Raw genomic sequence first — 12,864 nt, 5'->3', positions numbered from 1 at the left:
CTGACGTGTCAGCCGGCGAACGCCGGTTCGTGGGTGGTGAGCAGCTCGTCGGCGGCGGGGCCGAGGGCGGCGCGCAGCGTGAGCATCCCGCCGGACAGCGACGCGGAGTCGAGACCGGCCTGCACCAGGACGCGGTGGGCGATGTGCGACCGCACGCCGGAGCCGCACAGCGCCCGGACGGGCCGGCCGGCGGCGGCCTCCCGGACCTCGTCGAGGCGTTCGCGCAGCTCGGTGTGCGGCACGTTGAGCGATCCGGGGAGGTGACCGGTCGCGAACTCGGCGCGGCTGCGGACGTCCAGGACGAGCGCCTCGGCCGTCACCGCGTCGAGCTCAGCGACGTGCCAGGTCCGCAGCGTGCCGTCCAGCACGTTGCTCGCGGCCATCCCGGCGAGGTTCACCGGGTCCTTGGCGGCGCCGTACGGTGGGGCGTAGGCGAGGTCCAGGTCGATGAGGTCCTCGACGTGCAGGCCGGCGCGGAGCGCGGTCGCGAGCACGTCGATGCGCTTGTCGACCCCGGCACGGCCGACGGCCTGCGCGCCGAGGAGGCGGCCGTCGTCGGCGCCGAAGTGCACGACGAGGTGGATCTGCTCGCTGCCGGGGAACCAGCCGACGTGGTGGCTGGGGTGCAGGTGCAGGGTGTGGAAGGCGGTGCCCGCCGCGGCGAGCGCGGCGCGGTTGGCCCCGGTGGTCGCCGCGGTGAGCTCGCCGACGCGGACGACGGCGGTCCCGACGGCGGCGGGGATCGGCCGCGCGGACGCCGGGCGCAGGACGTGGTCCGCGACGAGGCGTCCGGCACGGTTCGCCGGTCCAGCCAGCGCGACCGGTCGCCGGACGCCGGTGACGGCGTCGGTGCTGACGGTCGCGTCGCCGACCGCCCACACGTCGGGGAGGTTGGTGCGGCCGTGCTCGTCGACGACGATCGCGCCGCGCTCGGTCTCGACACCGGCCCGCGCGAACACCTCGGTGTCGGGCCGGACACCCACGGAGAGGACGACGAGGTCGGCGTCGGCGCGCGTGCCGTCGGCGAGGACGACGACGTCGTGCGCGGCCCCGGGCAGGACCTCGGTGGCGGCGACGCCGGAGCGGACGGCCACGCCGAGCCGCCGGAGCTCGTCGGTCACGAGCGACGCGAGCTCCGGCTCCAGCGGTGGGAGCACGTGGTCGGCGAGCTCGACCACGGTCACGTCCAGGCCTTGCTGGGCGAGGGCCTCGGCGGCCTCCAGCCCGATGAACCCGGCACCGAGCACGACGGCGCGGCGGGCGCCCGCGGTGATCCGCTCCCGCAGGGCGGTGGCGTCGGCGACGGTGCGCAGGGTGCGCACGCGCGGCGAGTCGAGGCCGGGCACCGGCGGCCGGACGGCCTGGGCGCCGGGCGAGAGGATGAGCGCGTCGTAGCGGAGCGTCTCGGTGCCGGCCGCGGTCCGGACGGTGAGGGTGCGGGACGCGGCATCGAGCCCGACGATGTCGTGCCGCGTGCGCACGTCGAGGTTCAGCGCGGCCCGCAGGGACTCGGGGGTCTGGACGAGGAGGGAGTCGGCGGCGGGGATCTCGCCGCCGACGTGGTACGGCAGCCCGCACCCGGCGAACGAGACGTGCTCGCCCCGGTCGAGGACGATGATCTCGGCGCTCTCGTCGAGACGCCGCGCCCGGGCGGCGGCGCTCATGCCGCCGCCGACTCCACCCACGATGACGATTCTCATGCGGTCGACGCTAATACCCCCGGGGGTATTTGTCGAACCGCCTGCTCAGAGGTTCGTGCGCACCACCATCTTGCCGACGTTGCCGCCGCGCATCATGTCCAGGAACGCCTGCGGTGCGTTCTCGATGCCGTCGACGACGGTCTCGTCGTAGGCGATCCTGCCGTCGGCGAACCAGCCCGACATGAGCTCCTGGAACCGGGGGGCGTGGTCCATGTAGCTCGGCAGCGTGAAGCCCTGGAGCGTCAGGCTCCGCGTGACGATGTTGGCCAGGTTGTCCGGCCCGGGCGTGCGCTCGGTGTCGTTGTACTGCGAGATGGCGCCGCACAGGGCGACGCGCCCACCGGTGTTCATGCGGTCCAGCGCCGCTTCCAGGTGGTCGCCGCCGACGTTGTCGAAGAACACGTCGACGCCGTCAGGCGTGACCTCGCGCAGCTGGCGCCGCACGGGCGCGTCCTTGTAGTTGAACGCCGCGTCGTACCCGTACTTGCCGGTCAGCAGCTCGACCTTCTCTGCCGATCCCGCCGAGCCGATCACCTGCGAGGCGCCGAGCAGGCGGGCGATCTGTCCGACGGCGGTGCCCACGGCCCCGGCCGCGCCGGAGACGAACACGGCGTCGCCCTCGCGCAGGCCGGCGACGGCGGTGAGGCCGACGTAGGCGGTGAGCCCGGTCAGGCCGAAGATGCCGAGGTAGAGGGACAGCGGCGCCCCGGGGATCTCCGGCACCACCTGGAAGCCACGGGCGTCCTCCTGGACGACGTCACGCCAGCCGTACTGGTGCTGGACCACCGCGCCGACCGGGACGTCGTCGGACGCGGACTCGACGACGCGGCCGACGGCGCCGCCCGTCATGGTCTCGCCGAGCGCGAAGGGCGGGACGTAGCTCTTGGCGTCGTTCATGCGGCCGCGCATGTACGGGTCGACGGAGACGAACTCGTTGACGACGCGCACCTGGCCAGGCTCGAGGTCGCCGTAGGTGACCTGGACGGTGCGGAAGGTGTCCTCGGTGGGCCAGCCGGTGGGGCGGGCGGCGAGCTGGACCTGGGTGGACGTGACGTCGGACATGAGGGGACCTGCCTTGGTTCGGGTGCGGTTTCCGGTCAGGGTGCGGGGCTGGGGCGAGCGGTTCAGAGGGCGAGGCCGACGACGAGCGCGACGACGGCGAGCAGCGGCAGGACGCCCTGCTTCAGCGCCGCCCCGCGCTTGCCGGGCGAGGAGGCGAACAGCACCAGGGCGGCCGCGGCCATCGACCCGGTGCCGGCGAGCACGAGGGCCGACCCGGCGGCGTCGAGCCCCGAGCCCTCGGCGCCGGCCGCAGCCAGCACGATGCCGACGGCCGTGACGACCGCGAGGAACAGGTTGTAGAAGCCCTGGTTGAACGCCATCTCCCGGGTGGCGGCCGCCTCCTGCTCGCTGGTGCCGAACACCGCGCGGGCGCGCGTGGTCCAGACCACCGACTCCAGCCAGAAGATGTAGACGTGGAGGGCGGCGGCGAGGCCGGCCAGGACGAGTCCGACGACGGTCACGGGTGCTCCCTGCTCGCGCTGCGGTTCTGAAACGATCGGTCCACAATCTATACTGGAACGATCGTTCCAACAACCGGAGGGCAGTGATGGGCAGGGCGCAGGCCTTCGACACCGACCGCGTCGTGCGGGCGGCGCTCGGCGTGTTCTGGCGCTCCGGCTACGAGGCGGCGTCGGTCCCGGCGCTCGAGGAGGCGACCGGGCTGAACCGGTCGAGCATCTACCACGCCTTCGGGTCCAAGCGCGGGCTCTTCGACGCGGCCGTGCAGACCTACCTCGACGACGTCGTCCGGCCGCGCCTGCGCCCGCTGCTCGCCGACCCGGTCGCCCCGGACGCCGTCGTGGACTACTTCACGGGGCTGCGTGACGCGCTCGCGCGCACCGGCGAGATCCAGGCGGACAGCGGCTGCCTGCTCGTCAACACCTCCGGCGCGCCGATCGCCCGCGACGAGGCGGTCCGCCGCACGGTGGCGGACTACCGTGCCGAGCTCCGGGCCGCGCTGGGCCGCGGCGTCGACGCCCGGTTCCCGGCACGCGACCACGCCGAGCGAGACCGGCTCGCCGAGCTGTGCACCTCGCTGGTGGTCAGCGCCTTCGCGCTCGTCCGCGTCGACCCGGACAGCGCCGTGGGCTCGCTGGACAGCGCCCTCGTGCTGCTCGAGGCCTGAGCGCGGTGCCAATCGGTCAGGCGGGTCGGACCGCGGCGAGCGGCGCGGACTCCTCCAGGCGCGCGTCGAGCATGCGCACGGTGGCGTCGACGGTCGCGAGCGTCGAGGCGTCGTGCGACACCAGCAGCGTCGCCGCCGCCATCTCGCGGGCCAGTCCCGTGACCAGCTCGACCACCTGCGTGCCGCGCTCGTGGTCGAGCGCGGAGGTCGGCTCGTCGACGAGCAGCACCTCGGGCCGCCCGACGAGGGCGCGGGCGATCGCGACCCGCTGACGCTGCCCGCCGGACAGCTGCGCGGGCCGCTTGTGCGCGTGGTCGGCCACGCCGACGGTGTCGAGCAGCTCCATGCCGCGCTCGCGCACGCTGGCCGGGCGCTTCCCGCGCAGGTGGGCGTGCAGCTCGAGCTGCTCCAGCGCCGTCAACGACCCGAGCAGCTGCGGCGACTGGAACACCATGCCGATGCGCTCGAGCCGTATGCGCGTCGAGTCGGCCACCGAGGTGTCGGGCGTGAACACGACGTCAGCACCGATGGTGACCGTGCCGCGGCTGGGCCGGGTCAGTCCGGCCGCGACGGCCAGGAGGCTGGACTTGCCGGCCCCGGACGGGCCCAGCAGGGCGGTGGTCGTGCCGGCAGGGACGGTGAGGTCGACGTCCTCGACGGCGGTGAGGGTGCTGTCCCCGTCGGGGTAGACGAGGGTGATGTGCTCCAGGTGCAGGTCCACGGTGTCTCCTTCGCGGGCGATCAGGTTGTCGGGGAGGTCGGGCAGTCTGGTGGTCAGCGGGCGGCGAGGGCCGCGTGCGGGTCGATGCGGGTGATGCGAGCCACCGAGACGCCGGCGCCGACGAGGCCGAGGAGGATCAGGCCCGCGGCGGGCACGAGGGTCGTAGCGGTGGTGACGACGACGGGGACGGCGTCCGGCAGCAGGGTCGCGGCGGCCACAGACAGCCCGGTGCCGACCGCGACGCCACCGACCAGCAGCACCGCGGCCTGTCCGAGGGCGTCGCGCAGCAGGTAGCCGGTGGAGCCACCGAGGGCCTTCAGCACGGCGATGTCGCCGGAGCGGCTGATGGTCCAGACGGTGAAGAACGCGCCCACCACGAGGGCGGAGATGACCAGCAGGAACGCCTGCATCGTGGTCAGCGACGTGTTCTCGCCGGCGAAGGACGACACGGCCGAGCGGGCGTCCGAGGTGGTGACGGTCGCGGTGCCGAGCGTGTCGTCCGCCGCGGCGAGGTCGGCGTCGTCGGTCGTGGTGAGGGCGACGACGGTCGCCACAGGGTCGGCACCGTCGCCGGCGGTCGCGGAGCCGCGGGCGCCGATGTCCTGCCAGTCGTCGAGCGAGGTCCACACGACGGGGGTGTGGGAGAACGACTGGTCGGCGTCCACGGTCGCGGCGACGGTGAGGGCGGTCCCGCCGAGCGTCACGATGTCGCCGGTCTGCGCATCGAGGGCGTCCGCGGCCCCGGGGGTGAGCACGACGGTGCCCGGCTCGACGTCCCCGGCCTCGCCGTCGTCACCCTCGCCGTCAGAACCGGGCACCAGGTTCGTGCCCTCGTCGACGCCGAGCGCGGTCACCGACGCCGTGGTGCCGTCCGTCTCGGCGCGGGTCGTCGCCACGCCCAGCGGGTCGGCGGACTCGACGCCCTCGACGTCGGCCCAGGCATCCCACTGGTCGGCCTCGACGCGCGAGGCGGTGAACTCGGGGGCGTCGTCCTCCGCGGGCATGGAGAACGCGATGTGGTCTGCGGGCAGGTCGGTGACGGCGGACGTCGACTCCCGAGCGAGGCCTGCGGTGAGGGAGGCGAGGAACGTGACGAGGAAGGTGATGAGCACGATCACCACGGACATCAGGACGAAGCGGCCTCGGGCATGCTGCAGATCGCGCAGGGCGACGAACACGGGGAACCTCCACACACGTTGGCTGGGACTGCCTCCAGCCTCGGTGTGGGCAGGCGTGCGGTCATCGCGATCCGGGGTGATCCTGCGGAGCCGAAGGTGTGGTCCGCCGATCAACCTTTCGGACGATGCGCCGCCGCCGGGCCTGGCTACCGTGGACAGGTGATCCGCCACCCCCTGCCGTCGGCGACCCGCGGCGTCATCCAGGGACTGGACGTCCTGATCGCGGCCCTCGTCGTGGTCGCCGTGGTGCAGGCGCCCTCGGGCGTCGGCTGGCCTGTGCTGCTCGTCGCGGGAGCGTTCGGCGCGCTCTACGTCTGGGGTCGTCTGGTCGTGCGGGTGCACGAACGGTCCGTGGACACCCCCAGGGGACGCTGGTGGCCGGACGTCGCGTGGATCGCCGCACTCCTGGTCGCCTGGGCCGCGCTGCTGTGGCTGTCCCCGGCGGCGCTCTGGCTCGCGTTCCCGCTCATGCTGCTGCAGATGCACGCTCTCGGTCCCCACCGCGGCGTCGTCGCGGTCGTCCTCACCGCGGTGCTCGCCGTCGCCGACGGCCTGCTGGTGCAGGCCGACGTCGGCGAGCCCTGGACCGGGTTCGTGCTCGGCCCGGTGCTCGGAGCGGCTGTCGCCGTGGGCGTGGTCAGCGGTATCGAGGCGTTCGTCCGCGAGTCCCAGACGCGCCAGCGCACCGTCGACGAGCTGACCCAGGTGCGCCAGCACCTCGCCCAGGCCGAGCGGGAGCGGGCCGTCACCGACGAACGGGCCCGCCTCGCCCGGGACATCCACGACACCCTGGCGCAGTCCCTGTCCGCGATCGAGCTGCTGCTCCGCGCGGCGGACGACGCCGTCGGCACCGACGACGACAAGGCGCGGGCGCTGATCGAACAGGCGCGCGCCGCGGCGCGCGACAGCCTCGCCGAGGCGCGGCGCGTCGTCGAGGACCTCACTCCCGGTGACCTCGAACGCACCACCCTCGTCGCGGCGCTGCGCCGGGTCGCCGAGCGCGCCGCGACCACCGACGACGACACCGACGACGACACCGACGACGGACGGCGGAGGCCGTTGGCGGTCTCGGTCCGCACCAGCGGCACGCCCCGCCCCCTGCCGGTTCCGCTGGAGACCGCGCTGCTGCGCATCGCCCAGTCCGCACTCGCCAACGTCACCGAGCACGCGGGCGCCGCCCATGCCCGGATGACGGTGACCTATGACGACGACACCGTCACCCTCGACGTCGTCGATGACGGCACGGGGTTCGACGCCGCACGCCTGGGCGACGACCGAGCCCGCGGACGAGGCTTCGGCATCCCCGCCATCCGCTCGCGCGTCCACGAGCTCGGTGGCACCCTCGCGCTGGAGACCAGCCCCGGCAGCGGGACCGCCGTCGCCGTCACCCTGCCCACCCGAGGACCGGAGGACGCCCCATGATCGACGTCGTCCTCGCCGACGACCACCCGGTGGTCCGCGCCGGGCTGCGCGCCGTCGTCGACAGCCAGCCGGACATGCAGGTCGTCCACGAGACCTCGACCGCCGAAGACCTGCTCGCCTGGCTCGACGACGGCGGCCAGGCCGACGTCCTCCTCCTCGACCTGCGCTTCGGCGACGCCCGGATGGGCGGGGCCACGGCCACCGGGACCATCGTGCGCCGGCACCGCACGCCGGTGCTCGTCGTCACCACCTACGGGACCGACGCCGACATCCTCGCCGCCATCGAGGCCGGCGCCACCGGCTACCTCCTCAAGGACGCACCCACCGACGAGCTCGCCCGCGCCATCCGGTCGGCCGCCGCAGGAGAGGTCGCCCTCGGACCGGACGTACAGCGCCGACTCCTCGGCCGGATGCGCCGCCCGAGCGAGAACCTCAGCACACGCGAGCTCGAAGTCCTGCGCCTGGTCGCAGCAGGACGCTCCAACGACGCCATCGCACGCGAGCTCTTCGTCTCCGTCGCCACCATCAAGTCGCACCTGGCCCACATCAACACCAAGCTCGGCACCCGGTCACGTACCGCTGCCGCCGCGACCGCACGCGACCGCGGCATGCTCTGAGCCCGAATCAAAATCCCGAACCTGCCCGAAGTCGGGCAGATTCTGGACACTCGTGCGCGATGAGCGCATGATGAACCGGTGACCGACGCCGAGCTCGTCTCCCGCGTGGCGCTCACGACGGGTCTGAACCCGTCGGAGGCGGCGCGCGTGGTCGAGGACGTCCTCGCCTGGTACTCCGAACCGGTCGAGGACTACGTCCGGCGCCGCCACGCGGCCCTGCAGACCTCGGGGCACCGCAACGCCGAGATCTACGCGCGCATCACCACGGAGCTGCAGGACCGCGTCGTGGCCGCGCCGGAGCTCACCGAGCGCCAGGTCCGCCGGATCGTCTACGGCTAGGTCGCCGGCAGGCATCCACCCCTCACGCCCGTCACCACCCTGGAGCAGCACCCATGTGCGGAATCGTCGGCTACGTCGGCCCCCAGCAGGCAGCGCCCGTCCTCGTCGAGGGCCTGACACGCCTGGAGTACCGCGGCTACGACTCGGCCGGCGTCGCCGTGCTCAACCCGCGCTCGAGCGCCAACCCGTCGCGGGTGGTCCGCGCCCAGGGTCGCGTCCGTGACCTCGAGGCCGCCCTGCCCGCGCGGCTCGCCGGCACCACCGGCATCGGCCACACGCGCTGGGCGACCCATGGCGAGCCCAGCGAGCGCAACGCCCACCCGCACACCTCGGCCGACGGCCGGGTCCACGTGGTCCACAACGGGATCATCGACAACTTCGCGACGCTGCGCAGCCGGCTGGCCGACGACGGCGTCGAGCTCACCTCCGACACGGACACCGAGGTGGTCGCCCACCTCGTGGCGCGCGAGCTCGCGACCGGGCTGAGCCTCGAGGACGCGGTGCGTACCGCCGTCGGGCAGATCGTGGGGACGTACGCCCTCGCCGTGCTCGACACCCAGACCCCCGAGCGGATCGTCGTGGCGCGCAACGGCTCCCCGCTGCTGCTCGGCGTGGGCGACGGCGAGATGTTCGTCGCCTCGGACCCCGCCGCGATCGTGCGGCACACCAGCCAGGTCGTGCTGCTCGACGACGGCGACTTCGCCACCGTCACCGCCGACGGCTTCCACAGCTTCACCGACGGCGAGGAGCGCACGGCGCGGGCCGCCGTCACGATCGACCTCACCGTCGAGGAGCTGGAGCTCGACGGCCACGAGCACTTCATGCACAAGGAGATCCACGAGCAGCCGGAGTCCGTGGAGCGGATGCTCACCGGGCGCCTCGACGACCGCTTCGGCACCGCCAAGCTCGCCGGCCTCAACCTCGAACCGCGGGACCTGCGCCGCTTCGAGCGCGTCAAGGTGCTCGGCTGCGGGTCCGCCTACTACGTCGGCCAGCTCGGGGCCTCGATGATCGAGGACCTGGCGCGCATCCCCGCCGACGCCGAGCCCGCGAGCGAGTTCCGCTACCGCAACCCGATCATCGAGCCGAGCACGCTCTACGTGGTCGTCAGCCAGTCCGGCGAGACCGCCGACACGCTCTTCGCGGTGCGCGAGGTGCAGCGCAAGGGCGGCACCGTCGTCGGCCTCGTCAACGCCGTGGGCTCGTCCATCGCCCGGGAGGTCGACGGCGGGGTCTACCTGCACGCGGGCCCCGAGGTCGCGGTGGCCTCCACCAAGGCGCTGACGCACATGTCGATCGGCTTCGCGCTGCTGGCGCTCACGCTCGGCCGGGTGCACGACCTGTCGTTCGCCGACGGCCGGCGCATCATCGCCGGGCTGCGGGCGATCCCCGGCCAGATCGCCGAGATCCTGGCCGGCGAGGAGGCGCTCGCCGCCGCCGCGAAGGAGCTCTCGACGGCTCCGAGCCTGTTCTTCGTCGGCCGCGTGCGGGGCTACCCCGTCGCGCGCGAGGGTGCGCAGAAGTTCAAGGAGATCACCTACCGGCACGCCGAGGCGTACCCGACGAGCGAGCTCAAGCACGGCCCGCTCGCCCTCATCAGCCCCGAGCTGCCGTCGGTCGCGATCATCCCGGACGACGACCTCGTGGAGCGCAACATCACGGCCGCCCAGGAGATCCGGGCCCGCGGTGGCGCCGTCGTCGCGATCACGCACCCGGGCGTCGAGCTCGGCGACGCGGCGACCTCCCGGATCGAGGTGCCGCGCAACGAGGTCGAGCTCGACCCGATCCTCCTGACGATCCCCACCCAGCTCCTCGGCTACCACGCCGCCGTGGCGCTCGGCGAGGACGTCGACCGGCCGCGCAACCTGGCGAAGTCCGTCACCGTGGAGTGACGCGCCCCGCTACGCGGCGGGGGAGAACTCCCAGTGCCACGGCTCGTAGGGTCCCGCACCGCCCTGGCGGGCCCAGGCCGGGTTGGTCCACCCCGCCGCGGGGCCGTGCTCGGCCAGCCAGGCCCAGCGGTCGCCGGAGTACGACTCCGGGCAGATGTCGATCGCCAGGCCCCAGCCGTGGTTCGACGTGCCCGGGGTGGCCGCCAGGCCCGGCTTCAGGCCCTTGAGCACGACCTGCTGGTCGTAGCTGCGGTAGCCGTCCGTGATGCACATCCGCTCGCCGAACTGCTCGACGTACGCGTCGTTCAGCGCGGCGAGGGCGGTCGCGGCGTCGGCGCGCAGGAGCACCGCGCCGTCCCACGGCGCGCAGAGGTCGGCCGTCGAGAGGCGGCCGTTGCTGCCCTGAGGGTCGATGCTCGGGTCGCAGCCCGGTGGCGGCACGCGCTCGTCCGGCGCGGCCGGTGCCGGCTCGGCCGGCACGATCTTGATCGCGTCCCGGTCGATGCGGTCGCCGTCCCGGGACACCTTGGCCCCCTGGTCGACGACGACGGCCTCCACGGAGCGTGGTGCGCGGGCCGTGCCGGAACGCGAGGCGGCCGCACCGTCGGACCGCTCGGCGACGGCCCGCTCGGCCGCGGCCAGGGTCGCCGGGTCGATGGTCGTGGTGGCGCTGCCCTCGGCGTTGGCCTCCTCCGGCAGGACGGCGGGGGCGACGACGGCGGACGCGGTGGCCAGCGCGAGGGCGAATCCGGCGCCGACCCGGCCAGCGCGGGGCGGACGGGCGGCGCGCGCGGCACCGGTCGAGCGGGTCGGACCGGCTGAGCGGGTCGCACCGGCTGAGCGGGTCGCGCGGGGAGCGCGGGCGGGCGGCTCGGCGAAGTGCCGGCCGCGGCGCGCCCGGCTCATCGGGCCCCCTCGCGGCGGCGCGGGGTCGGGGTGGTGCTGGACGTGGTCGCCCCGCCGGTGCGGCCGGGCGCGCGGGTGTGCCTGGTCATCGTCATCTCCTGTCGCCTTCGGGGTTAGCTGTCGGATTCGGGTCGGAGACTGACCCGGCCGACGCGCACTGCGCGTCGGCTTCACCCCAAGGGCGCCGTGGCGCCCGTCGTTGGTTCCCCCGCCCCGTGTCTGCTTCGGTCGACGACGCACGGTGACAGGGCTCGGCGCCCGCGCGACGTACCCCGCGACCTGGCGAGGTAGGCAGAACCTACCCCGCCGGGACCGGGTTTGTCACGAACGGATAACGGCATGCCGGATGGTGTCTCGGGGTGCGCCTGCGGTGCGCCTCCGGGTGCGCTGCTCCTCGGCGCCTGCCAGGATCGCGAGGACGGCGACCGACGGCGCGGGTGGGGCGGCGACATGGCGGAGCGGACTGACGGGGCTGGCCCCTCGACGGGCACCCGCGTGGGCGTGCTCACCCTCACCGCGATGGTGGTCGGGTCGATGGTCGGTGCCGGCGTGTTCTCGTTGCCGCGCCGCTTCGCCCAGGAGACCGGTGTCGCCGGGGCGATCGTCGCCTGGGCGGTCGCCGGGGCGGGCATGCTCACCCTGGCGCTGGTCTTCCAGCGGCTCGCGGTCCGCAAGCCGGAGCTCGACGCCGGGGTCTACGCCTACGCCAAGGCCGGGTTCGGCGACTACACGGGGTTCTTCTCGGCGGCGGGCTACTGGGCGAGCGCCTGCGTCGGCAACGTGACCTACTGGGTCCTCATCATGTCCACGCTGGGCGCGTGGTTCCCGCAGCTCGGTGCCGGCGACACGCTGCTCGCGGTCGCGCTGTCGTCCGCCGGGCTGTGGCTGTTCTTCCTGCTCGTGCGGCGGGGGATCCAGGAGGCCACGGCGATCAACAGGGTCGTCACCGTGGCCAAGCTGGTGCCGATCGTCGTCTTCGTGCTGATCGCCGTCTTCGTCTTCGACCCGGCCGTCTTCGCCGGGAACTGGGCGGGGGAGTCCTACGGGTCCCTCTTCGACCAGGTGCGCGACACCATGCTCGTGACGGTCTTCGTGTTCCTCGGCGTGGAGGGGGCCAGCGTCTACTCGCGGCACGCGCGCCGCCGGGAGGACGTCGGTCGGGCGACCCTGCTCGGGTTCGGCAGCGTGCTCGCGGTGTTCGCGTCGGTGACGATGGTGTCCTACGGGATCATGCCGGTGGAGGAGATCGCCGAGCTCCGGCAGCCGTCGATGGCCGGGGTGCTGGAGGCCGCCGTCGGTGACGGGGGGACCGCCTTCGTCAGCGTCGGCCTGATCATCTCGGTGCTGGGTGCCTACCTCGCCTGGACGCTGATGGCCGCCGAGGTGCTCTACGTGGCGGCCAAGGACCGCGACATGCCGCGCTTCCTCGCGCGCGCCACCGACCGGGACGTGCCGGTGAACGCCCTGTTCCTCAGCACCCTGCTGTCGCAGGTCGTGCTGGTGGTCACCCTGTTCTCCGCCGACGCGTTCGACTTCGCGCTCGACCTCACCGCCGCGATGTCGGTGATCCCGTTCCTGTTCGCCGCGGCCTACGCGCTCAAGCTCCGCGCGACGCGCGAGACGTACGACGGCGCCCCGCGGGCGACGCTGCGCGCCGACCTGGTGGTGGCGGTGCTGGCGACGGTCTACACCACGTTCCTGGTCTTCGCGGCGGGGCTGTCGTTCCTGCTGATCTCCCTCATCTTCTACGCCCCGGCGACGCTGCTGTTCGCGATGACGCGCCGTGAGCAGGGTCGGCGGGTGTTCGCGCCGGCCGAGCTGGTCGTCTTCCTGGCCGTCACGGCCGGGGCGGTGGCCGGCGTCGTCGGGCTCGTGTCGGGCTGGATATCCCTGTGAGCGAA

The 12,864-nt window shown here is 73.7% G+C and carries 12 protein-coding genes and 1 riboswitch; of the genes, 6 read left to right on the top strand and 6 right to left on the bottom strand.

Features of this window, described 5'->3' with window-relative positions; genetic code table 11:
* Positions 1-8: 8 nt before the first annotated feature.
* From MWU57_RS06845 to MWU57_RS06835, 3 genes are all read right to left on the bottom strand, one after another.
* Positions 9-1,700, bottom strand: coding sequence for an FAD-dependent oxidoreductase (locus MWU57_RS06845; RefSeq protein ID WP_106264171.1), 1,692 nt, complete (start codon positions 1,698-1,700; stop codon positions 9-11).
* A gap of 45 nt (positions 1,701-1,745) precedes the next feature.
* Positions 1,746-2,762, bottom strand: a complete 1,017-nt coding sequence (locus tag MWU57_RS06840) for an NADP-dependent oxidoreductase (RefSeq protein WP_246908248.1) — start codon at positions 2,760-2,762, stop codon at positions 1,746-1,748.
* 62 nt (positions 2,763-2,824) lie between these two features.
* A complete protein-coding gene (locus tag MWU57_RS06835) occupies positions 2,825-3,223 on the bottom strand; it encodes a DUF1304 domain-containing protein (protein ID WP_246908247.1) in 399 nt (132 codons plus the stop codon).
* Between the two features lie 86 nt (positions 3,224-3,309).
* On the opposite strand from MWU57_RS06835, the gene MWU57_RS06830 reads away from it, so the two are divergent.
* Positions 3,310-3,888 (top strand): TetR/AcrR family transcriptional regulator, encoded by a 579-nt coding sequence (locus MWU57_RS06830; RefSeq protein ID WP_246908244.1) that lies wholly within the window; start codon positions 3,310-3,312, stop codon positions 3,886-3,888.
* 16 nt (positions 3,889-3,904) lie between these two features.
* On the opposite strand, the gene MWU57_RS06825 is transcribed toward MWU57_RS06830, so the two are convergent.
* Complete coding sequence (locus MWU57_RS06825; protein WP_246908242.1) at positions 3,905-4,609, bottom strand: ABC transporter ATP-binding protein; 705 nt, start codon at positions 4,607-4,609, stop codon at positions 3,905-3,907.
* 53 nt (positions 4,610-4,662) lie between these two features.
* Positions 4,663-5,787 (bottom strand): ABC transporter permease, encoded by a 1,125-nt coding sequence (locus MWU57_RS06820; protein ID WP_246908241.1) that lies wholly within the window; start codon positions 5,785-5,787, stop codon positions 4,663-4,665.
* 159 nt (positions 5,788-5,946) lie between these two features.
* Between MWU57_RS06820 and MWU57_RS06815 the strand changes: the two genes are divergently transcribed.
* The 4 genes from MWU57_RS06815 to glmS all read left to right on the top strand — a co-directional run bounded on the left by MWU57_RS06815 (position 5,947) and on the right by glmS (position 10,057).
* On the top strand, positions 5,947-7,209 hold the full coding sequence (locus MWU57_RS06815; RefSeq protein WP_246908239.1) for a sensor histidine kinase: 1,263 nt from the start codon (positions 5,947-5,949) through the stop codon (positions 7,207-7,209).
* On the top strand, positions 7,206-7,826 hold the full coding sequence (locus tag MWU57_RS06810) for a response regulator transcription factor (protein ID WP_246908237.1): 621 nt from the start codon (positions 7,206-7,208) through the stop codon (positions 7,824-7,826). Before MWU57_RS06815 ends, MWU57_RS06810 begins: the two co-directional genes overlap by 4 nt.
* A gap of 78 nt (positions 7,827-7,904) precedes the next feature.
* Positions 7,905-8,165 (top strand): hypothetical protein, encoded by a 261-nt coding sequence (locus MWU57_RS06805; RefSeq protein WP_106264184.1) that lies wholly within the window; start codon positions 7,905-7,907, stop codon positions 8,163-8,165.
* A 53-nt stretch (positions 8,166-8,218) separates the two neighbouring features.
* The gene (gene glmS / locus MWU57_RS06800; RefSeq protein WP_246908235.1) at positions 8,219-10,057 is read left to right on the top strand and encodes a glutamine--fructose-6-phosphate transaminase (isomerizing); all 1,839 of its coding nucleotides are present in this window, start codon (positions 8,219-8,221) and stop codon (positions 10,055-10,057) included.
* A 9-nt stretch (positions 10,058-10,066) separates the two neighbouring features.
* On the opposite strand, the gene MWU57_RS06795 is transcribed toward glmS, so the two are convergent.
* Positions 10,067-10,963, bottom strand: a complete 897-nt coding sequence (locus tag MWU57_RS06795) for a M15 family metallopeptidase (RefSeq protein ID WP_246908234.1) — start codon at positions 10,961-10,963, stop codon at positions 10,067-10,069.
* Between the two features lie 88 nt (positions 10,964-11,051).
* Positions 11,052-11,203: riboswitch (cyclic di-AMP (ydaO/yuaA leader) on the bottom strand.
* Between the two features lie 210 nt (positions 11,204-11,413).
* On the opposite strand from MWU57_RS06795, the gene MWU57_RS06790 reads away from it, so the two are divergent.
* On the top strand, positions 11,414-12,859 hold the full coding sequence (locus MWU57_RS06790) for a basic amino acid/polyamine antiporter (RefSeq protein WP_246908232.1): 1,446 nt from the start codon (positions 11,414-11,416) through the stop codon (positions 12,857-12,859).
* The last annotated feature ends 5 nt before the right edge of the window (positions 12,860-12,864 follow it).

Origin of the sequence: Isoptericola sp. S6320L (assembly GCF_023015685.1) — a bacterium.
Lineage (GTDB): Bacteria > Actinomycetota > Actinomycetes > Actinomycetales > Cellulomonadaceae > Isoptericola > Isoptericola halotolerans_A.
Note: the sequence above shows the minus strand (reverse complement) of the source record. Positions and strands in the feature narration are given on the sequence as shown.

Excerpts from the sequence above, each read along its gene's own strand:
- MWU57_RS06840 (WP_246908248.1), bottom strand. The coding sequence starts at position 2,762 with ATGTCCGACGTCACGTCCACCCAGGTCCAGCTCGCCGCCCGCCCCACC.
- MWU57_RS06810 (WP_246908237.1), top strand. The coding sequence starts at position 7,206 with ATGATCGACGTCGTCCTCGCCGACGACCACCCGGTGGTCCGCGCCGGG.
- MWU57_RS06795 (WP_246908234.1), bottom strand. The coding sequence starts at position 10,963 with ATGAGCCGGGCGCGCCGCGGCCGGCACTTCGCCGAGCCGCCCGCCCGC.
- MWU57_RS06845 (WP_106264171.1), bottom strand. The coding sequence starts at position 1,700 with ATGAGAATCGTCATCGTGGGTGGAGTCGGCGGCGGCATGAGCGCCGCC.
- glmS (WP_246908235.1), top strand. The coding sequence starts at position 8,219 with ATGTGCGGAATCGTCGGCTACGTCGGCCCCCAGCAGGCAGCGCCCGTC.
- MWU57_RS06790 (WP_246908232.1), top strand. The coding sequence starts at position 11,414 with ATGGCGGAGCGGACTGACGGGGCTGGCCCCTCGACGGGCACCCGCGTG.
- MWU57_RS06830 (WP_246908244.1), top strand. The coding sequence starts at position 3,310 with ATGGGCAGGGCGCAGGCCTTCGACACCGACCGCGTCGTGCGGGCGGCG.